Genomic DNA, 19,954 nt, shown 5'->3' on the forward strand with positions numbered 1-19,954 from the left:
GGGCCTAGGCCAATGCCTCCAGCTTGCCTCCCAGCGGCACATTCGGCGCCAGGCTGTTTTCGACAACCACGAGATCATACCCGCCGCCCGATTTCAGTCGCCACTGGCCGCCGACCAGCGGCGTCTTGGCAATATTCTTCTGGGCAAAAGGCGGCAGCTTGTCGCTGCCCCAGGCAACTGGACCAACGAGCGTATCGAGCTTGGTCTTGCCGATGGCCTTGGCCACCGCATCGCCATCGCCCACGTCCTCGGCGCGCTTCATCACATCGACCGCCAGCTCGAACAGGGCGTGGGCAAAGCCGATCGGCTGCGTCCAGGGACGCCCCGTCGCCTTGGTGAAGGCCTCTGCAACGGTCGCAGCCGTTTCGCCCGTCAGCGACGACTTGAACGGATGGCTCGGCGTCCACCAGACTTCGGTCGACAGGTTGTGACCGGCATCGCCCAGCGCCTCCACGGTTTGCGGGAAGAGAAGCGCCTTGCCGATCGAAGCGATCTTCGGCTTCAGGCCCTGCTGCTTGGCCTGATTCCAGAAAGTGGTGAGGTCAGGCGGGATCATCACGCCGGTCAGGATATCGGTTCCGGCCTTCTTGAAGGCATTGATCTGTGCGGAAAAATCGTCCGTCAGGTTCTGGTAGCGGCCGGTATCGGTCAGCCCGTAGCCGAGCTTTTCCAAGACGGGCGGGAAGCCTACCACCTTGTCGCCCCAGGCATTGCCGTCGCCATCGTTCGGGAAGAGGCCGCCGACCTTCTTGTTGGTCTCTATCTGGCCCCACATGCCGGTGAAGACGGCGATGATATCCTCGAGCCCCCAGAAGAAGTGGTAGGCATAGTTGAACGGCTTCCATGAGGCCGGGTCGCCGGGATTGCCCTGCTGGCCGATGAACCAGGGCTGCCAGGGCGCGACGGTCGAGATGCAGGGCATCTCCTCGGCCTCGCAAGTGGTCGAGACCGGGTTTGTCGTTTCCGGGGTCGAGGAGACCAGCATGAGGTTGATTTCGTTGTCGACGATCAGTTCCTTTGCCACCTCCGCCGCACGGTTGGGGTTGGACTGGCTGTCCTTTACCACCACCTCGTAATTGAGGCCCATACCCTTGGTCGTTGCCAGGAAGGCATCGATGACGAACTTGTCGGCTTCGCCGAAGGCGGCGAGCGGGCCGGTCTGCGGGCTGACATAGCCGAGCTTGATCGCAACGTTCTGGGCGATCGCCGGGGCGGCAAGGCCCGATGTGGCGAGAACGGCCCCGCCGGCGGCCGTCGTCTTCAGAAAATCGCGTCTGGTAAACATGCTTCCTCCCATTGTCCTCTCCTCCCAAAGAGCGCGCAAAGCGGCATGCAAATGTCAGTCTGTCGGCCGCCTCCCCTCGAAGGCGTCCTGCAACAAGGCCCGGATCGACGTCTTGTCGATCGGCCGCGGATTCCAGTAGGGATTTTCGACCGAAATTGACGCGGCGCGATCAAGATCGGCCTCGCTCAATCCGAATTCCTTCAAGGACAGCGGCGCTCCGATCGCTTTTGCGAAATCCCAGAGCCCGCCACCGATCGATCCGCCGAAAATCTCCGCAGCCGGGGCAAGTTCCGCAGCGGCTGCAGTGGCGTTGAAGGCGACTGTATGTGGCAGCATGACCGCGTGGGTTTCTGCATGCGGCGTATCGAACGAGCCGCCGAGCGTGTGGCAGATCTTGTGGTGCAGCGCCATGCCGACCGTGCCAAGCACCGTGCCGCAGAGCCAGGCGCCATAGAGCGCGTCACTGCGGGCTTTTACATCGCGAGGTGCGTTGACGATCTCCGGCAAGCTGCGCGCAAGGGCACGCAGGCCCTCCAGCGCCATCAGCGTCGAGATCGGATTGCGGTCCTGCGCATAAAGTCCTTCCATTGCATGGGCCATGGCATTGAGCCCGCTGGTGATGCTCATGGCGACCGGCAGGCCGAGGGTCAGTGCCGGATCGTAAATGACGACCTCCGGGAGGATTTTCGCATCGCGTATTGTCGTCTTGCGGCCGGCTTCCGTCTGGCCGAGGATCGGCGTGACCTCCGAACCGGCGTAGGTGGTCGGTACGACGATCTGCGGAAGGTCGGTTCGATAGGCGATCGCCTTGCCGAGCCCGGTGGTCGATCCGCCACCGAGAGAGACGACACAATCCGCCAGCGTCTCAGCCGCAACCTTCACAGCGGCTTCCGTCACATCGACCGGAGTGTGCATGGTGGCACCCGAAAACACGCCGCAGGCAAGGTTGCCGATCTCCCGGGCCAGGGCCTCGGCATCCGCCCTCTGTTGCGGGGTCGAGAGAATGAGTGCCCGCCTGCAGCCGGTTTTCTCGATCCACTGGCCCACCTGGCTTCTCGCGCCTTCACCAAAGATGATGCGGGCCGCGCTGCCGGAATAGGAAAAGGGTTGGGTCATGACGCCCTCCCCGGCTTGGCGCGAACCATGACAAAGGTGAGGTCTGCGGCCTTGCCGTGCCTGCCATCGACGTCGGCGGGCTCGAAACGGGAAACAAGTTCCGGCCGCACGCCGAACAGCGCATCCTCGGAAAGATGCGGGTCGCTGGCATCATAAATATGGGTGGTGATCGTCTCGAATCCCTTGGCGCGGATGACAAAATGCAGGTGCGCCGGGCGGCGCAGCGGATAGCCGGTATCGGCGAAAAGTCTCCCGACCGGTCCATCATCCGGTACACCGTAACCCGAGGGCACGACAGAACGGTAGTCAAAGTGGCCCTGCGCATCCGTGTGGAACAGGCCGCGCAGATTGTGTTCGGGCTGCAGGTCGGGCTGCTGGTTCTCGTAAAATCCCTCGGAATTGGCCTGCCAGGTCACGACCTCGGCGCCGCCGATCGGCAGCCCATCGAGATCATTCACCCGTACCGAGACGGCGAGCGGCTCCCCGATGCCATCGAGCGAGATGGAGGATCCGCAGGCGCGCTCCGGTGTGTCGTTGCGAAAGAAGGGGCCGCGAATGGTGTTCGGCGTTGCGCCTTTCGGCCGGCGGATGTTGATCTCTTCCACCAGCGCGGAGGCACCGATGAGGTCGGAGAGCAGCACCCATTCCTGGCGGCGCTCATCCGACGCGTGCCCGACCTCCGTCAGGAAGGCGATGACCTTGCGCCACTCGTCCTGGGTCGGTCGGAACTGTTTGATGAGATCGTGCACATGGGTTACGGCGGCAGCGATCAGCCGCGGCAGATTGCTGTCTGGACCCGTAGAAAAACGCTCGGCGAAGGCTTCCGACGATGTCGCTTCGCTGAATGTGAGCGCTTTGGCACCCAACGACATGCTCCACCTCCCCATTCCGCCGTCTGATAAATCCATCATAACAACCGGAAGCGGATGGATTGATGATTTTGCTTCAGCTCAATATAACAGATCGTTATGAAGATCGATGAACGTCACCTGATCCAGCTTGCTGCCGTCGTCAAGACTGGCGGCGTGACGGAGGGCGCGGCCCTGCTCGGGCTCGCCCAGCCAGCCGTATCGCGCACACTTTCCATGCTGGAAAAACGCGTCGGCGAACCGCTGTTCATCAAAGGCCGCCGACCGCTGCAGCCGACGCCCTTCGGCCTGGCACTGGCAGAGCATGGCTTCGTCATGCTGGCCGCCTCCCGCAAGGCTTCCGATCTCCTTGAAAGCTTCCGAGTTGGCAAGAGCGGCGTCGTGCGCGTCGGCGGTACGCCGTTCTTCATGGATGCCCTGATCGCCGGGCTCTGCGCAGAATTCCAGGCACACCATCCCGATGTGCGCATAGATCAAAGCTACGGCTATTTCCCAGATCTGCGCGCCGCGTTGAAAGCCGACCAGATCGACCTTGCCATCTGCCCGATCGACATTCTCGACGAGGGCTCCGGGCTGGAATTCCAGCAAATCCTGCCCGGCCGCAACGTCATTGCCTGCCGCATGACGCATCCGCTGCTCTTGAAACGCCGGCCGCAGCCGAGCCATCTGCTTGATTATCCCTGGGTCGCCCCGCCGCCCGGAAGCCCGCTGATGACGGACCTTCGCGCGCTACTGCTCTCCTTCGGCGCGACAGAGATCAAGATCCGCTATTCAGGCGGGTCGCTTATGGCAGTGATCAACTATCTGAAATCGGCAGACGCGTTGACAGTGATGCCGCACAGCGTCGTTTTCGCGCAACGCAAGGAAAAGACGATCACTGCCCTGCCGGTGAACATTCCCCACCCGGAGCGGGCGCTGGCGATCCTGAAGAGGACGGACGCCCCAAGGACGCCCGCCGTCGAACAATTCGCCTCCTTCATCCGAACCGGCTTTCAGGATCTCCGCCACCTCATCAAACGCCATGAAGAGGCTGTCATCTGGGGGCTTTGAACAGCTTTTGCATTACCCCGCCGAAACAAGGCTCCTAAACTTTGGTGTGACAGTCAGTGACAGAAAAGGCGATCGAAATCAGACCGCGCAAGTCCGGATGGGCAACCTCATTCGCCGCAATCGATGCGGGTAGCCAACGTAGGATGCGTTGACCCTTCTCGGGAAAATCGTCGAAGGTCGTGGTAACGCGAATGCGATACAAGCGAACACGAAAGATCGAAGAGGTTCCGGATTTTTGGTAACTGAAGAATCCAACCGGATCCCTCGTCACGATGCCACGAACGCCTGCCTCCTCAAAAGCTTCGCGCACGGCACCCTCGGATGCAGTCTCCCCAGATTCCATGTGCCCTTTGGGAATACCCCAGTCTCCGGTACGACGGCTGGAAATAAGCAAGACCTCAGGCTCGCCACCAAATTCAACCTGGCGAAAGCACAGTGCGCCTGCCTGTTCGACCGTATCTTCAAGGGAGCTGCCAAGCGCCGGTCGGAGTGGAGTTGTCGTCAACATGTTCCGTCCTGACAAAAAGAGCGCCGGTGATCTCGGTCATGTCGAATCAGCTCGTGCCATTTATGACAGTTCCATGATGAACTGTCTGCCAGCCACGATCTCAAAAGCCATTGAGGCGCGTCTTCGAAGACATAGTTTTGCTACTGACAATCACGCGAAGAACTGTTTTCTCCTGGGATCACAGGCGCGCTATTAAAGGATAGAGCGAGCATGAGCCCCCAAGGTTCTGGCAGGAGACAATAATTTGGATATCGAAGAAGAAGCAAGCCTGCTCGAGGTGGAAGCATCGGCGTGGAGCGAACTTGAGAACGGTGCCCTCAGTCCAGAGTCAAGTTTCAGGCAGGTGAGCCTGTGTTCGGTCGACGCATCGTTGCGGCCGCAAGCACGCATGGTCGTGCTGCGAAAGGCAGACAGACGTGGCTGCCTCTTGGAGTTCCATACCGATATTCGAAGCCGAAAGTGGAGCGAGATAAAATCAAATGCCTGTGTCACGGTTCTTGGATTCTGCAGCCGAACCAGGTTACAGCTTCGTCTAAAGGGGACGGTGACGCTTCATGGACCTTCCAGTGAGCAGGCAGAGGAGGCTTGGACAAAGCTATCGGAGTGGACCCGTAGAACCTATACAGGTGGACCGCCCGGAGACGCATTGGGCAATGACATACAAGTGCCCATGGCTGCATCAGGCGACACCACCGGGAAAGCGGTTTTCGGAATACTGACCTTCCAGGTCGAAACATTGGATTGGTTCATGTTGGAGCGGGACAATAACCGAAGGGCGGAGTTTATCTACAATGACATGGGCGTACTCGTGTCCTTTCGCTCGATCAATCCTTGAGGAGCCAGGCGAGAATTTGCTTGAAGAAATGGACATATGCGACTGTAAACATGCCGACTGATCAAAGTCATAAGCGGTCATGACTAGGTGACGACCTTTCCCCCACAAGGATCATCCCGGTCTTGCGTCAGGTGACCAGAGCGGAGTGGGGTGACGAGAAACCTGTTGGCGGTCTCGAGATTGTTTCTGAAATGCAGGGAGCCGACCTGCTTCCCTCAATCGGCACTTCCGGTGCTCCATGCGGGAACCGCCCGGACCGGTGATGCTGCGTTGACTTGATTCACACCGTATTCCCGCAGGAGGCGCCATGATCGCCTTCTCGCAGAAATCCAATCTGACGAAGTTCTTCCACTCTTTCAGGCGAAATGCTCGACGTGACGTACCAAACCAGCCGCAGGCACGGCTCAGCCGGACCCGCCACGACCGTGGGTCGAGATGGTCGCATTCAAATACCGCTTGGCCAGACTGTCGCGGCGAAACTCACTTAATCGCATCGCCCCACCAGATACGTGCCAGCAAAAGCGAAAGGACAGCATGCAGGACCACAGCTGGCCAAAGCAGAATACCGGTCATTCCGTGAGCTAGACCGAGATAGGCGAGATAGAAGGTCACAAGGATACTGTAAGAGAGCATGCCCTCAAGGGGTTTGCTCCGCCAACAGGCGATGCCCAATCCGATCAGCGCGATGCCGGCGACACGCGCGGCGGCCGCCGCCACGCCGACCAGGGCCTCCCCAAGCAGAAGTTCACCGACGAGCGCGGGAATGGCGACCAGCGCCAGGCCAGTCACAATTTCACCGATGGCCGCGACAGCCAGCGCCCTGTTCATCACGCCGATCCTCCTCTCGGACGGCCGGGTCACGAGGACGTGGCAACACTAGCACGGTGGCAGCGGATAGTATCCGCAGGCTTGCGGCGGGTAGTAGGGCCGGTAATAGGGACGGTCGTAGGCGGCCGCGGCCGCACCAGCGGCAGCCGCTCCGTACCATGCTCCCCGATAAGCGGTTCGTCGTGCCACACCCGCAAAGGATCGCGGGGTCCTCGGCATGCCAATAATGTCGATGAAAATCGATGCCGGGCCATCTGCCTTGGCGAGACTGCCCTCCAGTATATCCACCTTGAACGTCAGGTCGGCGCCCTCGAGCTTCGGCTCCTTCAAGACGACGACGGCGTCCTCAACGCTCGACGCGTCCTTGTTCAGCACCGAGACGGTGGCGTTTGGCGGATCCTTCTCGAAGCTTCCGCCCTGAGCCCACTCTTCCAGCAAGTGCGTTGTCAGCGCATGTCTGGCGGAGCGCACCGGCCGGTCGGCGAACAGGATCGAGTTGTTGGAAATGCTCGTCAACGTCAGCGTGTCGCCCTTTAAGGTCGCACCATCGGAGTTCATTACGATAAGCGACGGAACCAGTTCCGTCTTTTGCGTGCTCGAGGTGCCAATGGACTTCGTCGCTGGCGCGGTGATGGCATCCTCGGCGATCGACGTCGACGACGTCAGAATGCCGAGGTTCGCGGCTACGCCGAGGGTGATGCCAAGGGTGATGATCGTGTGCTTAAGGCTCATTGGTTACTTCTCCCGAGCTCAAAGGTCAGCTTGTCGATCTTGCCGGTGAACTTGAATGGTGTGTTGTAGCGATATTCCAAGAGCGCCACGCCTGTGCGCGTATCAAGGCCGACGTCGAAGGTCTCGTCCTCGGGAAACGTCACCGGAATGCCATGTTCCAGGGAGTTGCGGGCCACCTCCTTTCCGTCGACGGAGAGGACGCCCATGCCGCCTGTACCGAGATTGGTGCCGTCCGCCTTGTAGTCAAAGGTGACCCGGTGTTTGCCTACTTCCAGTTCGGGGCCTTCCCATAAGGTCCGCTTGAGGTCGAGCAAGTTGTAGAGGAAGACCACCCTGCCCCGGCCAACGCCGAAATCGCCCTTGCTCAGGAACAGGCCGTAGCCGCCGAAGCGCCCGCCTTCCGTGACGATCATGCCCTCCGCACCGCCCTCGGGAATATCGACATCGGCGGTGATTGTGTAGGATTTGTTCATGATGTCGGGGGCCGCACTCGCTGGCACGCCGCTCAGTTCTCCGGAATAGCTGAATTCCGTTCGACCGGCCGTGAGGTTCGGGCGTGGCGTGTTCCAGCGGGTAAGCGTCGAGTTGTCGAGCGGCAGCACGTTGTACTTCTTTGCCTCGGAGTAGAAGAGGTCCTGCATCTGTTTCAGCTTGTCGGGCGAGGCTGACGCCAGATCGTTGGCTTCTGTCGGATCATCAACGACATTGTAGAGTTCCCAGTTGTAGCCGGTAATCACATCAGGCGGCGTCTTGGTGCTGAGTTCCCATGGCAGCGTGGCTGGCGTCGTCGCCGCCACCCAGCCGTCGTGATAAATGGCGCGGTTGCCGAGCATCTCGAAATATTGGGTTTCGTGCCTTGTCGGAGTATTCGCGTTGGCCTTGTCCCAGGTGTAGACCATGCTGACACCCTCGATCGGGCTCTGTGGAATGCCATTGATCATGTCCGGCGCCGGAATGCCTGATGCCTCGAGTATGGTCGGCACGATGTCGATCACGTGGTGGAACTGACGGCGCACGCCGCCGGCGTCGGTGATATGGCCGGGCCACGACATGACGACGCCCTGCGAGGTTCCCCCAAAATGCGAGGGCACCTGCTTGACCCACTTGAACGGTGTATCCATCGCCCAGGCCCACCCGGCCGCATAGTGCGGGAAGGTTCGCTCCGAGCCCCAGAAGGGATACCAGAGAAACTGGTCCTTGACCGGCACCGAGACACCGTTGAAGGTCGTGAACTCGTTCGGAGTGCCGTTGACCATGCCCTCCGCGCTCGCCCCATTGTCGCCGCCGATATAGATGATCAACGTGTTGTCGAGTTCGCCGAGGTCATCGACCGCCTGGACGACGCGCCCAATCTCGTGGTCGGCATAGGCAAGATAGGCGCCGTAGATATCCGCTTGACGGATGAACAGCTTCTTCTCATCGAAACTCAGCGAATCCCATTGCGGCAGGCCGTCCGGCCAAGGGGTCAGCCTGGCATCCTGAGGCATGATGCCGAGCCGCTTCTGGTTGGCGAAGATCGTCTCCCGCACCTTGTTCCAGCCGTCGTCGAACAAATGCATGTCACTGATCTTCTTGATCCATTCTGGCGTCGGATGATGAGGCGCGTGGGTTGCGCCCGGGACGTAGTAGACGAGCCATGGCTTACCGGGGGCAATCTCCTTCAATTGCTTGATGTATCCGATCGCTTCATCGGCCATCGCCGTCTCGAGGTTCCAGCCCGGATTGCCTTCGAAAGGGTAGATGGCTGTGGTGTTGCGATACAGGTTCGGTTGCCACTGGCTAGCATCGCCACCGACGAAGCCGTAGAAGTAGTCGAAGCCCATGCCATTCGGCCACTGGTTGAAGGGTCCCGCCTGGCTCGACTGATAGGACGGCGTATTGTGGTTCTTGCCGAACCACGAAGTGGCATAACCGTTTTCCTTTAGGATGGTACCGATGGTGCCCTTCTCGATCGGGATAATGGAATCGTAGCCGGGATACCCCGTCGCGATTTCACCCACGACCCCGAAGCCGACCGAATGATGGTTGCGTCCGGTAATCAGGGCAGCCCTCGTCGGCGAACAGAGCGACGTGGAGTGGAAATTCGTGAAGCGCAGCCCTTCCTTCGCGATGCGATCCATCGCGGGCGTAGGGATCACCCCACCAAAGGTGCTCGGTGCACCGAACCCCTGATCGTCCGTCATGATGAGCAGCACGTTGGGCGCCCCTTTTGGTGGCACGATGCGCGGGGCCCACCATGGTGTCGATTCCGATGCCTTCTGCCTTATTGCGCCGCCAAATTTCGGATCGGGCGTGGGAAGTTGTTTTCCGGTAATGGTAGTGGTGGCTCCGGGAGAACCTGGCGTACCCGTTACTTGTTGAGCCCAAGCCCATCCTGGGACACAACCAAGGGCTAGGAAGCCACACCCGCAAGCATGCTCCGGCCAATTTTCATGACGCCCCCCTGCCCGCAAACATAGCAAGGCACGATTATAATTTAGAGGTGGCTAATTTGCATCAATTAATTCGTGCGCCAAGGCCGCGAACCCATTGGGATCCATATCTCCGAGGACTTGATACCGGTTATCTTGGGCCAATAAGCTGACAGAATAGGGAACCCTTGATTTCGCTGGAACGGTCAACGAATTTTTCTTGAATTGACGGCGAATTGTTTGGGGACGCCGCCGTAAGAAGCGCTAGTCCGCCGACGAACAAGAACGACAAATGTTGACACTTTGGCCAAGGGGAGAATGGCCCAGCGCCGCGATACAAATGGCGTGAGACATGGCCGGGAGAAGGCCACGAGGACTACATCGCCTTTGACGGCACCCGCGAGTTCGGCCACGATCCTTGAGTACCCGATCGAGGCCATCAGCGCGGCCAAACGGCGGCTATACTAGATTCTGCGGAAACAGTATAGACCGCCAGTTGGGCGATGCAGCTTGCCCAAACGAGTTGGCTATACTAGATTTGTGGAAATGGTATAGGAACCGATCTCATGAAGCAAATTGACCTCATGTTTCGCACGATGGTAGCGGAACTCCAACAGCGGACGTTCGATGCTCAATGGTCGGCCGACTTTCCTCCGACGGGTCGCTTCGTCCCGGTAACAGTCGATAATCGCAAATACTGGTATTTCGATGAACCAGACGGCGCGGGCGGTCAAAAGCGGCGTTATGTCGGACCTGCTGACGATACCGAAATCTCCGCTCGGGTCGCAACGTTCAGGGCTGAAAAGGACGATTACCAGAACCGGCGAAAAATGGTCTCAGCCCTGACGCGAGAAGCCGGTATGATCGCGCCGGATCGTTTCACGGGCGCGGTCGTCGAGGCGCTGGCTGCAGCCGGTCTTTTCCGGCTTCGTGGCGTCTTGGTGGGAACGGTCGCCTTTCAATGCTATGCGGCATACCTTGGCGTGCGCCTACCAATGGCCGCGATCCTGACGGGTGATGCCGACATTGCCCAAGATTACGCGATCTCGGGAGAAGTGGCAGATTCCATGCCGCCAGTTGTGGAACTGCTGCAAGGGATCGATCCGTCATTCCGGGCGCTCCCGCACATATCCGGATCGCCCCGCTCTAATGCTTTCCGGAATGATAGCGGCTACCGCGTCGAGTTCCTGACGACAAACCGGGGATCGGAGGAATACGCTGATCAACCGGCGAACATGCCTGCGCTCGGCGGAGCTGCGGCGGAACCGCTCCGATACATGGATTTCCTGATCCGTGATCCGGTCCGAACGATCCTGCTGCATGGGGCCGGTGTCTCAGTCGTTGTGCCCGATCCGTCGCGGTTCGCGGTCCATAAGCTGATTGTCGCTGGTCGTCGCCTCGATGATGCCGGTGGGCGCGCAAAGAAGGAGAAAGACTTGCGCCAGGCCGGAATGCTTTTCGAGGCACTGCAAGAAACTGCCTATGGTCGGGAACTGGCTGCCGCTTTGCGTGAGGCGTGGGGTCGAGGGCCGTCATGGAGGAGTGCGATCACGGCGGGCGTTGATGCAGTTCACAACCAATATGAACCGGCCGTCCATCGCACGTTTGGCATTCTGCCGCTAGAGGAAGTGGAAAAGGCCCGTCTATCCAATGAGCATAATGTCTGACGGGTTGCTCATCGCGCATTATTTGCAACGGAAAATTCAACTTGAAGTTAATGCACTTTATACCATTATTACCAATCAGTAATACACTCAACTGCATCGCGAGTTGCGAAGAAACGATGTTTTGATTTCGGCACCGCCGAGATGGTCTTAGCACCCATCGATGCCTTGTGCTCAAATCGTGCGATGCGAGCTCATCAAACTCAAGCAGCTAGGCAGCCAGGGGGCAACCGCTTCGACTCGGCTATAGGCAGTCCGGAACTGGACGCGACACGCAAGAATGCTGCCCATCCCTGCCAGCAAACCGAAAAACACTGCTGGTGAGCTAACGTGCCCCAACTATGGTCGTGAGTGACGTGCACGCCTTCGAGCAGGGCGAGCCATCAGACCGATCGAAGAGAAAGGGCTCCGATCGCGGATTCGGGATTGCGACCATTTCCATCACGCCCTACCTACTGGCGATGATCGTATTTCTCGACTTCGAAGCCTCCTCCCTCAGCAAGCACAGCTACCCCGTCGAGATCGCCTGGGTCTTCGAGGATGGGCGCTCGCGGTCATTCCTGATCAAACCGAAGTCCGGATGGACGGACTGGTCCGCAGATGCGGAGAAGATCCATGGTATTTCGCGCGACCGCCTGCAGGAAGAAGGAAGCGACATCGAACTCGTCGTGGGGGAATTGATGGCAGAGCTTTCGGGACACGAGCTTTATGCAAGTTCGCCCTCCTGGGACGGGAAGTGGCTCAGCGCACTGCTTCGGGGCGGAGGAAAGCCGCGCCATGCATTGCGGCTTCGCAAATCAGACGATCTCTTCATCGAAGCGGCGTCTGCCATCCTTGGCGCCGATAGCGCAAACGTCGATATTCCGACTTTCGTCGCCGATGTCATCGCCCAGTCGGAACCTGTTAATCCGGCTCATCGCGCTCTTCCCGACGCACGCCTCGAGCTGAAACGGCTCGGGCTTGTCCAGGGTGCCGCCAGGAAAATTGCAGCCTCCTGCCACGATTGACCCGTCTGTTCGGGGCAAACTTTGCCCCAGAAAGCAGACATCGTCGGCGCACACGCTGGAGGCACAGATGCACCAGAAAATCTTGATCTCAACCGAGATCATACCGAGCGGAAGTTCTCCTGCCTCTGTCTTCCTGCTATTGTGGGATCAGGGACGACCCTATGAGCGAGAATCGCAAACTTGCTGCAATTCTGGCCGCTGATGTAGTCGGATATAGCCGGCTCGCCAGCGAAGACGAAGATCGCACCCTGGCAAGGCTGCGGGCATTGCGCAGCGACCTGATCGATCCAACCATCGCCGTGCACAACGGCCGTGTTATCAAGCGCACCGGAGATGGAGCGCTGGTCGAATTCCGCAGCGTTGTCGATGCCGTGCGCTGCGCCATCGAGGTACAGAATGGCATGGCCGAACGCAATGCCGGCGTCCAGCAGGATCGACGCATCGAGTTCCGGATCGGCATTCATCTGGGGGACGTAGTGGAGGAAGGCGATGGCGACCTCATGGGTGATGGCGTCAACATTGCCTCCCGTCTGGAAGGTATCGCGGCCCCATGCGCCATTTGCCTGTCCGAGGATGCCTATCGCCAGGTTAAGGCGAGGCTCGATCTCTCCGTCAGTGATCTTGGTGTGATGCAACTCAAGAACATCGCCGAGCCGATCCGGGTCTATTCGCTTCAGGTCGGGGCCTATGCGGAGGCAAAGCCAGCAGTAACAGCAGGCGCCGTGGCTCATGCTCGGGCCGAATCGCCGCCGGAGCTTTCGATTGCGGTGCTGCCCTTCGTCAACATGAGCGGCGATGCCGAGCAGGAGTACTTCGCCGACGGCATCTCCGAAGATATCATTACTGCGCTATCGAAGCTGTCGCAGCTGTTTGTCATTGCTCGCAACTCATCGTTTACATTCAAGGGCCGGAGCGTGAACGTGCAGGAGGTTGGGCGCAATCTCAACGTGCGTTACGTGCTGGAGGGAAGCGTTCGCAAATCAGGCAAACAGGTAAGGATCACCGCGCAGCTCATCGATGCGACCACTGGCGGGCATCAGTGGGCTGAGCGTTTCGATCGTGACCTGAGCGATATCTTCGCGGTGCAGGATGACGTCACGCAGCAGATCGTCGGTGCTTTGGAACTCAAGCTGACGGCCGGAGACCAGCAGCGCCTCGCGGCCGAGCAGACACAAAATCTGGAAGCCTATGACTGCTTCCTGCGGGGTCGCGAACACATGTGGCGGCTCACGAGAGAGCAGAACATCGAGGGCCAGCAATTGTTGCAGCGCGCCATCGATCTGGACCCCAATTTTGCACCGGCCCACGCGTTCCTCGCCGTGGCGCAGGCACTGGCCTACGTCAACCAGTGGAGCCAATCGCCCTCGAAGTCACTGGAACAGGCGATCGAGTCCGCGACGCAGGCGGTCGCGCTCGACGATCGATATCCCTACGCGCATTGGGCGCTGGGCGTCACCAACTTGTACCTGCGACGACTTGACGTGGCCATCCGCGAGGCTGAACGCGTGATCGCGCTTGCTCCCAATCTTGCCGAGGGCCACGAGAGCCTCGGTAACGCTCTGCATTATGCGGGCCGGTCCGACGAGGCCCTCGTCTGTTTCGAGCGGGCAGTTGCGCTGAATCCATATTATCCCGACATCTTCCTGCACTTCCACGCGCAGGCGATGTTTCAGTTGGGCAGGTACGAGGAAGCCGTTGCCTTCCTGAAGCGTCGGCTTGTGCGCAATCCCGGCACCGACATCTCACGCGTGTTGCTAGCGGCGAGCTATGGTCACTTGGGCCGCTTCGCGGAGGCGCGCGAGGAGTGGGACGGAGTGTTCCGCATCAACCCTGATTATTCACTGGAGCACCGGCGCAAGGTGCTGCCCTACAAGAACCCTGCCGATTTCGAGCGCGTTGTGGATGGCCTGCGCAAAGCCGGTCTCACCGAGTAATTGACGCGGCCGTCTACAGCCTGATCCGCGGCGGCGCTAATGCTTCCAGCGCTGTGGCGCAAACTGCGCCGACACCCGGAATTGTCATCAGTCGAGAAGCGAGGGCATCTTGCGCGGCGGGTATCGAAGCTCCTTCTCAAGCACGGCGAGCTGTTCGGAGATCAAGACCCTTATTCCAACAAACCCTGCAGAGCATTCCGGCTGCCATGGGCTCAGACCGCCGATCCGCTCACCAAGGAGAAATTCAATGCCACTCCGATGAGCATCTGACGGCAACGCCTCACCCATGGTGGTTAAGCGCCTGGTAGAACAGACTTCGGTGCATAGCGTTATCGACTGGAACCGACCTGGCGAGTCCACTGCACCGGGGCTGCCAATGAGAGAAGACGGCCAGCAGCTTCAAACGCGCCGATGAGCGCTGAGACAGCAGCAGAGGTTCGCGCCAAGCCGCGCCGATCCACGTAGGTAAAGCTACGAAGATACAAGAGGAAAAGCGGGATGTAAGAATATCGTGCCACATCCACCGGCAAGGAGATTTCAGATGCGAATTTAGAGAACATTTCCAAGCGGTTTTTGATGGGCTACTTCAGACACGGGCCGCCTTTGCAGACTACAGCCGAATGGCGGGTGTGGTGCGGATTCCGGCCAAGTAACTAGGTACATTTCCGTATGACGCTGTTCGTTAAGCACCCTTGCACTGCTACGCTCTGCGCCGATCTAAAAAAGATATGCGACGAGGAGCATTTCAAATCGTATGCCGTCCTCAAATTTCCCGACGCTGGCACTGCCAATTTTTCTGACATGCTTATTGGCACAGATTGGTCAAAGGACGCCATTCTTCAAATATGCAAGGAAAGCGTTTTTCAAACGAAACTCCTAGATCTTGTCAAGCTTTCGACGTTGCCGATGGAGATAGAGCTAGAAACCAGAATAGAAACTTGCCACGGTTCGGTATTCATCATGTCTAATTTGGGAAATAGACTTTCCACCTTCTGCATATACGACCCGGAAAACAGTAAATATCTATTAATATTTACGTCAACCCCGCATCAATACCATAATAGTAATTCTGTTCTGATGAAATGCCTTGCTGCCATTAACAGTTACTTCAGGCAATCTCTTGCCTCAAAACAAAGATCGCCGCTATCTCAGCGCGAGATCGAGTGCCTGCGCTGGGCGGCGGCGGGTAAGACCAGTGAAGAAACTGCGATCATCCTGTCCCTGTCCGGATCAACAATTAACACGTACCTAAAATCGGCTATGCGCAAGTTGAATGCATACAACAGGGTTCAGGCGGTTGTGCAAGCTTACAAACAGAAAGTCTTGTGACGCTGCTGTCCATTGCAACGCTACCGCCCACATTCAGCAATGCGCGAAGACCAAAGGCAGGCGCCGGGGTAAGCGCCGCACGCTGGACGCGCCGAGATCGGTCCCCTCAAATAGACGGCTTTAGCAGCTCAGCAACGTGCGCATCGGTATGTTTACCTACCCGGCGCCTCTACCAATTGCAGATGGAAACGCGGTATCTTCCTGAGATTTCATTTTTAATGCAGTTGTGATGGTATTCGTAAATGGTTCAGCGAAATCCGGTCTATCTCATCGATGATGATGAATCGATCAGGGATGCGATTCTGCTGAATTTGCATGTCGACGGGTTGATCGCCATGGGTTTTCCCGACTGCAACGCTTTTCTGTCCAGTCTTCCGAATTTGAAGCCGGGCTGTATCTTGCTTGATCTACATATGCCGACGAAGGGTGGGTTAGAACTTCAAACGGAGTTGACTAAGGCGTGTATTTACTGGCCCATCATTGTCGTCACCGGAACCAGAGATCTCGAAAGTTGCCGAGCGGCATTTCGCGCCGGCGCGGTCGATTTCCTCTGCAAGCCCATCGGTGGCGATGAGCTACGGGAAGCGCTCAAGCCAGCGTTCGCACAACTGGAAACACTCCTGGAACGCGATGAAGCAAGCCTTCTAGTGCATCAGCTCACGCTGCGAGAGCGGGAGGTATTCGACTTGTTGTGTCGCGGATTCGGCACCAAAGAGATTGCGAAGGTGCTTGCTATTTCCACCCGAACCGTTGATGCACATCGCGCCAACATTTCCACCAAACTGGGCACACGGTCCGTTGCTGAGTTCGTCCATATTCAGATGTTAGCATCCGTATAGGCAGCTGACTTGGGTGAGGAAGAAAGACTCCGAGACACCGCCGAAATCCGCTGCATCTCAATGACGACGATGAATCGGTGAGGGATGCGATACTACAGAGTATGCGACGGATTGACCTTTGAAGCCGGGCTATATCCTGCTCGACCTTCTTAAACCAATGAAGGACAGTCTCCTTCCGCGACCCTTCACGATCGACGATTTCGCTGAGCCATTTCATTCCACCGTCACCTGCCTCATCGAGGATAAATTGTTAAGTCAGCAATTGTTAGAGGTTGCATCTAAGTAAATATACCGATGCGGGCATTCGTCGTCAGCGCCACCTTCGCTCACGACGACGTGTAACTTTATTCTAACTTCAGAGATTGCTAGCTTGTTTGCTTCCCAGCGATTGAGAACCGCAGTTAATTTGGCGTTGCCCGCCATCCTGATTTGGGTTGCTCTGCAGTTTCTATTTACAGCAGTATTGATCTATACCACTATAGATACGGTTGAGCAGAACATTTCCTCCTACGCCCAAAGCCTTGAGCGTCTGGCAGTTAGTCGGAACAGCCAGAACTTCGGCTTCATGCAATCACTTACGATGGTAGCGGACGCTCCACGTAGCCGTTCTATCGCGTCTTTCACGAATTTCGCGGAGAGCCTCCACGCCCGGTACCCGCAAATATCTGGCATAGCGTGGTATGAAATGGAGCCGGACGAGAAGGTGCGACTGAAACCTATCGTGCAAGTGCCCACCGAAGGGGAGAGCCCGATACTGAAGTCTGAAAAGCTGCTTGAGGCTTTAGCAGGCCACCATGGTCAAGTGCATGTTGTTGTAGACAGTAACTTACACAACAAATACTACATTATTGAGCACGTCCGTAACTACAAAAATCATTTCTCCATCATAATCACGATCGATTCTCGAGAAATGCTCAAGCCATCTTTAGTAGATAATTGCCCAAAAGTTACATGGACATCGGACGAATTAACCTTATTCTCCAATGCATCCAAGAAAATTAATACTTCGTTTATACTTTCAACCATAGAACGCCGAATTGAGGTTTTTATCGGCGATATATATCAAAACCCAAACGACAATTTCCTGAAAACAAGCATCAATGTTGAAAAATCAATCGCCCTGGACGCGATTTTCGACAACAGCATGCTGTACGTCTTCTCAACATTCTCCATACTTATAGCGGGCCTGTCTTCCTATGCTCTCCACCAAGGGCAGGTCACGCAGCGCCTGCGAGAGGCCGAGCGCCTCGCGAAAGCGAATATTAACCGCCTTGAACTGGAAAAGCGGCACGAACATGCGTCGCGTGTCTACGCGATTGGGGAGATGGCGGCGGCAATTGCTCACGAGCTGATTCAGCCACTGACAGCCATTCTCATCAACAGCCAAACTGGCGTGAAGTTGATGGATGCCATGTCGACACCCCAGGCGAACGTGACGAGTATTCTCTCCTCGAACGTGAAAGATGCACAGAGAGCGAGCGAAATCATCAGGAATGTTCGAAGCTTCGTAAGCCCGAAGCCAACAGACACAGCCTGCACCGACATAATTGCAGCGATACGTGAGGTTGTCACCCTCATGGAAGCTCTGTTCGCAGAGTGTGGTTTCGAACTCGCACTCGATTTCGACGAGGAACCGCTGCTTTGCAAAATCGGCAGAGTTGAATTCGAACAGGTCGTTTACAATCTCGTCCGCAATGCGTTGGAGGTGGGGGAGCATCTTGACGCCGAAGACCGGATTGTCGCGATCAGCGCTCGGCGTACTGACGATCGTATTTCTATCCGAGTACGGGATCGGGGACCAGGTATCGAGGAGAATATGCTGCAGAGACTCTTTGTCCCGTTTTCGACGACTAAAGTTTCGGGTATGGGTTTGGGCCTTTCTCTTTCTCGCCGTATCGTAGAGCGTGCTGGAGGGGGGCTTTCTGGCCAGAACCATCAAGGTCGGGGAGCGATCTTCGAGATAGTGTTGCCAAAGGCGACGGGCGGGACAGCGTCGTCAAACCGTCGGCAGCCGGTTACGGCCGACGAGGCTCGATGTCACCGCGAGACAAAGCAGTTCTAAAGGCGTTGATGTTGCCGTCGCTAGAAGGCGACCAAAGCGCAAACGGTCGTCCTACTGAAATCGAGTATCGAATGGCGCGGCAAGCCATGGCAATACGGGTCAACAACGGCCTAGAATACGTCAGCGGCAGGCTCATGGAATGGGCGAAGAAACGGAGATTGCATTGAGCCACATCCAACCGGAAAAGCCGCAGCAGAATGCCTATGTCGAACGCTATAACCGACAGGGCCGTCAGGGACGAGATTCGCGCGCTGGAATCGATGCAGCATATGCTGATCCACCAGTGAGTCAGCCGAAACCTCGCCCGCAACAGCAGCAATTCTGACTCAGCGCGAGCAAATCAACACCCTACGACGCTCCCTTCAGGTTCGCGTCAGCAATTTACGCAATTTTTGAAGTACGGGTTTGGGGAAAGAGGCGGGGGACATTCTATGAAGGGGACTTTTATTGACTACGAACTGCTGCGGCGGTTCGACATTGATGCGTTTAAGAAAAGGTCACCCTTTCCCTGGGAGAACATTGGAGGCTTTTTGACCCAGGAGGGATTTCAGTCCCTTTATACCAACTTCCCATCGCTTGAGCTGTTCGAATACCACAACAATAGGCGTCGCTCCCACGATCAGCGCCCGCACAACCGACACTATCTGGCCTACGAGAGCTCGATCTATCATAAAGATCGGCCAGCGGAGGCCGGCGGCGTTGTCGGTCGCGACCAACTACCCACGGCCTGGCAGGGTTTCATGGACGAACTAGAGACGAGCGACGAATACCAGCGTTTCATTCGCCGCGCGCTCGGAATTTCCACATTCATCCCGCGCTATGCCTGGCACGTTGGATCGCGTGGATCCGAGGTCTCGCCGCATCTCGACACCCCAACAAAGATCGGGACGCATATTCTCTATTTCAATACGAGCGATGATTGGAACCCCGAGTGGGGTGGCGCCACGCTGGTACTCGGCGGTAAGAAGACCAAAGCTATGAATCCCGATTTCGCGGATTTCGAGACGAGCGCTGCGGCTTGCATCACCGACAACCACAGCTTTCTCTTCAAGAACACGTCGTCGGCCTGGCACGGCGCTACAGCACTTACCTCCCCCGAGGACAGCTACCGCCGCCTCTTCAACATCATTTTTGAAATGCCGAGACACTCAGTCGGGCGCAAGCTGGTCGATCGTGCGCGCGGTTTGTTCAAGCTACCAGGCCTAGTAGCAGCGCACCGGGCACTTTAACGTTCCTTCGCATTCCGGCTGCCCAGAAACGCTCAGTTACCGGCAGGATCGAAATCGAAGAAAAGCGGCACAGACAGAATAAAGCCACCAGGGGGGTGACCATATGTAGAAGCCGTTCACGACAGAACGCCTGGCAGGCAGACAATCCTCGGCGTCGGCTCGTCGGTGAAACCGGCAGCAGTCCAGTCGATATGGTCTTCAAGATCGCCCAGTCCGAGGACAGTCTCCCGCGCCCCCAAACTAAAAGCCGAACTCC

The 19,954-nt window shown here is 57.6% G+C and carries 16 protein-coding genes and 1 pseudogene; 10 read left to right on the forward strand and 7 right to left on the reverse strand.

Annotated features, from left to right (window positions below; translation table 11 throughout):
* Positions 1–4: 4 nt before the first annotated feature.
* The 3 genes from RHIBUN_RS0110625 to RHIBUN_RS0110635 are packed head-to-tail and all read right to left on the reverse strand — an operon-like array spanning position 5 to position 3,273.
* Positions 5–1,285 (reverse strand): ABC transporter substrate-binding protein, encoded by a 1,281-nt coding sequence (locus RHIBUN_RS0110625; protein WP_025659548.1) that lies wholly within the window; start codon positions 1,283–1,285, stop codon positions 5–7.
* A gap of 54 nt (positions 1,286–1,339) precedes the next feature.
* Positions 1,340–2,401, reverse strand: a complete 1,062-nt coding sequence (locus tag RHIBUN_RS0110630; protein ID WP_025659549.1) for a maleylacetate reductase — start codon at positions 2,399–2,401, stop codon at positions 1,340–1,342.
* Positions 2,398–3,273, reverse strand: coding sequence for a dioxygenase (locus RHIBUN_RS0110635; RefSeq protein WP_025659550.1), 876 nt, complete (start codon positions 3,271–3,273; stop codon positions 2,398–2,400). Before RHIBUN_RS0110635 ends, RHIBUN_RS0110630 begins: the two co-directional genes overlap by 4 nt.
* 96 nt (positions 3,274–3,369) lie before the next feature.
* Between RHIBUN_RS0110635 and RHIBUN_RS0110640 the strand changes: the two genes are divergently transcribed.
* Positions 3,370–4,320, forward strand: a complete 951-nt coding sequence (locus RHIBUN_RS0110640; protein ID WP_025659551.1) for a LysR family transcriptional regulator — start codon at positions 3,370–3,372, stop codon at positions 4,318–4,320.
* Positions 4,321–4,354: 34 nt separating this feature from the next.
* On the opposite strand, the gene RHIBUN_RS0110645 is transcribed toward RHIBUN_RS0110640, so the two are convergent.
* Positions 4,355–4,828, reverse strand: coding sequence for an NUDIX hydrolase (locus RHIBUN_RS0110645; protein WP_025659552.1), 474 nt, complete (start codon positions 4,826–4,828; stop codon positions 4,355–4,357).
* A 244-nt stretch (positions 4,829–5,072) separates the two neighbouring features.
* Between RHIBUN_RS0110645 and RHIBUN_RS0110650 the strand changes: the two genes are divergently transcribed.
* Complete coding sequence (locus tag RHIBUN_RS0110650) at positions 5,073–5,663, forward strand: pyridoxamine 5'-phosphate oxidase family protein (RefSeq protein ID WP_025659553.1); 591 nt, start codon at positions 5,073–5,075, stop codon at positions 5,661–5,663.
* 480 nt (positions 5,664–6,143) lie between these two features.
* Here RHIBUN_RS0110650 and RHIBUN_RS0110655 read toward each other — a convergent pair whose 3' ends face one another.
* The 3 genes from RHIBUN_RS0110655 to RHIBUN_RS33275 are packed head-to-tail and all read right to left on the reverse strand — an operon-like array spanning position 6,144 to position 9,418.
* Entirely contained in the window at positions 6,144–6,491 is a 348-nt protein-coding gene (locus RHIBUN_RS0110655) for a hypothetical protein (protein WP_025659554.1), read from the reverse strand.
* Between the two features lie 48 nt (positions 6,492–6,539).
* Entirely contained in the window at positions 6,540–7,223 is a 684-nt protein-coding gene (locus RHIBUN_RS0110660) for a hypothetical protein (RefSeq protein WP_025659555.1), read from the reverse strand.
* Positions 7,220–9,418, reverse strand: coding sequence for an arylsulfatase (locus RHIBUN_RS33275; protein ID WP_245271655.1), 2,199 nt, complete (start codon positions 9,416–9,418; stop codon positions 7,220–7,222). Before RHIBUN_RS33275 ends, RHIBUN_RS0110660 begins: the two co-directional genes overlap by 4 nt.
* A gap of 782 nt (positions 9,419–10,200) precedes the next feature.
* Here RHIBUN_RS33275 and RHIBUN_RS0110670 point away from each other — a divergent pair.
* The 8 genes and pseudogenes from RHIBUN_RS0110670 (at position 10,201) to RHIBUN_RS0110715 (ending at position 19,698) form a co-directional block, all read left to right on the forward strand.
* Positions 10,201–11,301: a GSU2403 family nucleotidyltransferase fold protein gene (locus RHIBUN_RS0110670; RefSeq protein ID WP_025659556.1), complete on the forward strand. Its 1,101-nt coding sequence runs from the start codon at positions 10,201–10,203 to the stop codon at positions 11,299–11,301.
* Positions 11,302–11,759: 458 nt separating this feature from the next.
* Positions 11,760–12,305, forward strand: a complete 546-nt coding sequence (locus RHIBUN_RS0110675) for a transcriptional regulator (protein WP_025659557.1) — start codon at positions 11,760–11,762, stop codon at positions 12,303–12,305.
* A 161-nt stretch (positions 12,306–12,466) separates the two neighbouring features.
* Positions 12,467–14,239: an adenylate/guanylate cyclase domain-containing protein gene (locus RHIBUN_RS0110680; protein WP_025659558.1), complete on the forward strand. Its 1,773-nt coding sequence runs from the start codon at positions 12,467–12,469 to the stop codon at positions 14,237–14,239.
* 669 nt (positions 14,240–14,908) lie between these two features.
* Positions 14,909–15,568, forward strand: coding sequence for a helix-turn-helix transcriptional regulator (locus RHIBUN_RS34730; RefSeq protein ID WP_025659560.1), 660 nt, complete (start codon positions 14,909–14,911; stop codon positions 15,566–15,568).
* Positions 15,569–15,810: 242 nt separating this feature from the next.
* A complete protein-coding gene (locus tag RHIBUN_RS0110695) occupies positions 15,811–16,407 on the forward strand; it encodes a response regulator (protein WP_025659561.1) in 597 nt (198 codons plus the stop codon).
* A 370-nt stretch (positions 16,408–16,777) separates the two neighbouring features.
* Complete coding sequence (locus tag RHIBUN_RS34735; protein ID WP_156932688.1) at positions 16,778–18,469, forward strand: ATP-binding protein; 1,692 nt, start codon at positions 16,778–16,780, stop codon at positions 18,467–18,469.
* Positions 18,470–18,535: 66 nt separating this feature from the next.
* Positions 18,536–18,692 (forward strand): annotated as a pseudogene (locus tag RHIBUN_RS36360) (IS3 family transposase); the annotation flags it as partial.
* A gap of 208 nt (positions 18,693–18,900) precedes the next feature.
* On the forward strand, positions 18,901–19,698 hold the full coding sequence (locus RHIBUN_RS0110715) for a hypothetical protein (protein ID WP_025659563.1): 798 nt from the start codon (positions 18,901–18,903) through the stop codon (positions 19,696–19,698).
* Positions 19,699–19,954: the final 256 nt, after the last annotated feature.

The sequence above is a fragment of the Rhizobium sp. IBUN genome (assembly GCF_000510625.1).
In the GTDB taxonomy this organism is placed as follows: domain Bacteria; phylum Pseudomonadota; class Alphaproteobacteria; order Rhizobiales; family Rhizobiaceae; genus Rhizobium; species Rhizobium altiplani.

Excerpts from the sequence above, each read along its gene's own strand:
- RHIBUN_RS0110645 (WP_025659552.1), bottom strand. The coding sequence starts at position 4,828 with ATGTTGACGACAACTCCACTCCGACCGGCGCTTGGCAGCTCCCTTGAA.
- RHIBUN_RS0110640 (WP_025659551.1), top strand. The coding sequence starts at position 3,370 with ATGAAGATCGATGAACGTCACCTGATCCAGCTTGCTGCCGTCGTCAAG.
- RHIBUN_RS0110660 (WP_025659555.1), bottom strand. The coding sequence starts at position 7,223 with ATGAGCCTTAAGCACACGATCATCACCCTTGGCATCACCCTCGGCGTA.
- RHIBUN_RS0110675 (WP_025659557.1), top strand. The coding sequence starts at position 11,760 with ATGATCGTATTTCTCGACTTCGAAGCCTCCTCCCTCAGCAAGCACAGC.
- RHIBUN_RS0110635 (WP_025659550.1), bottom strand. The coding sequence starts at position 3,273 with ATGTCGTTGGGTGCCAAAGCGCTCACATTCAGCGAAGCGACATCGTCG.
- RHIBUN_RS0110630 (WP_025659549.1), bottom strand. The coding sequence starts at position 2,401 with ATGACCCAACCCTTTTCCTATTCCGGCAGCGCGGCCCGCATCATCTTT.
- RHIBUN_RS0110670 (WP_025659556.1), top strand. The coding sequence starts at position 10,201 with ATGAAGCAAATTGACCTCATGTTTCGCACGATGGTAGCGGAACTCCAA.
- RHIBUN_RS0110680 (WP_025659558.1), top strand. The coding sequence starts at position 12,467 with ATGAGCGAGAATCGCAAACTTGCTGCAATTCTGGCCGCTGATGTAGTC.
- RHIBUN_RS0110715 (WP_025659563.1), top strand. The coding sequence starts at position 18,901 with ATGAAGGGGACTTTTATTGACTACGAACTGCTGCGGCGGTTCGACATT.
- RHIBUN_RS0110625 (WP_025659548.1), bottom strand. The coding sequence starts at position 1,285 with ATGTTTACCAGACGCGATTTTCTGAAGACGACGGCCGCCGGCGGGGCC.
- RHIBUN_RS0110655 (WP_025659554.1), bottom strand. The coding sequence starts at position 6,491 with ATGAACAGGGCGCTGGCTGTCGCGGCCATCGGTGAAATTGTGACTGGC.
- RHIBUN_RS0110695 (WP_025659561.1), top strand. The coding sequence starts at position 15,811 with ATGGTTCAGCGAAATCCGGTCTATCTCATCGATGATGATGAATCGATC.
- RHIBUN_RS34730 (WP_025659560.1), top strand. The coding sequence starts at position 14,909 with ATGACGCTGTTCGTTAAGCACCCTTGCACTGCTACGCTCTGCGCCGAT.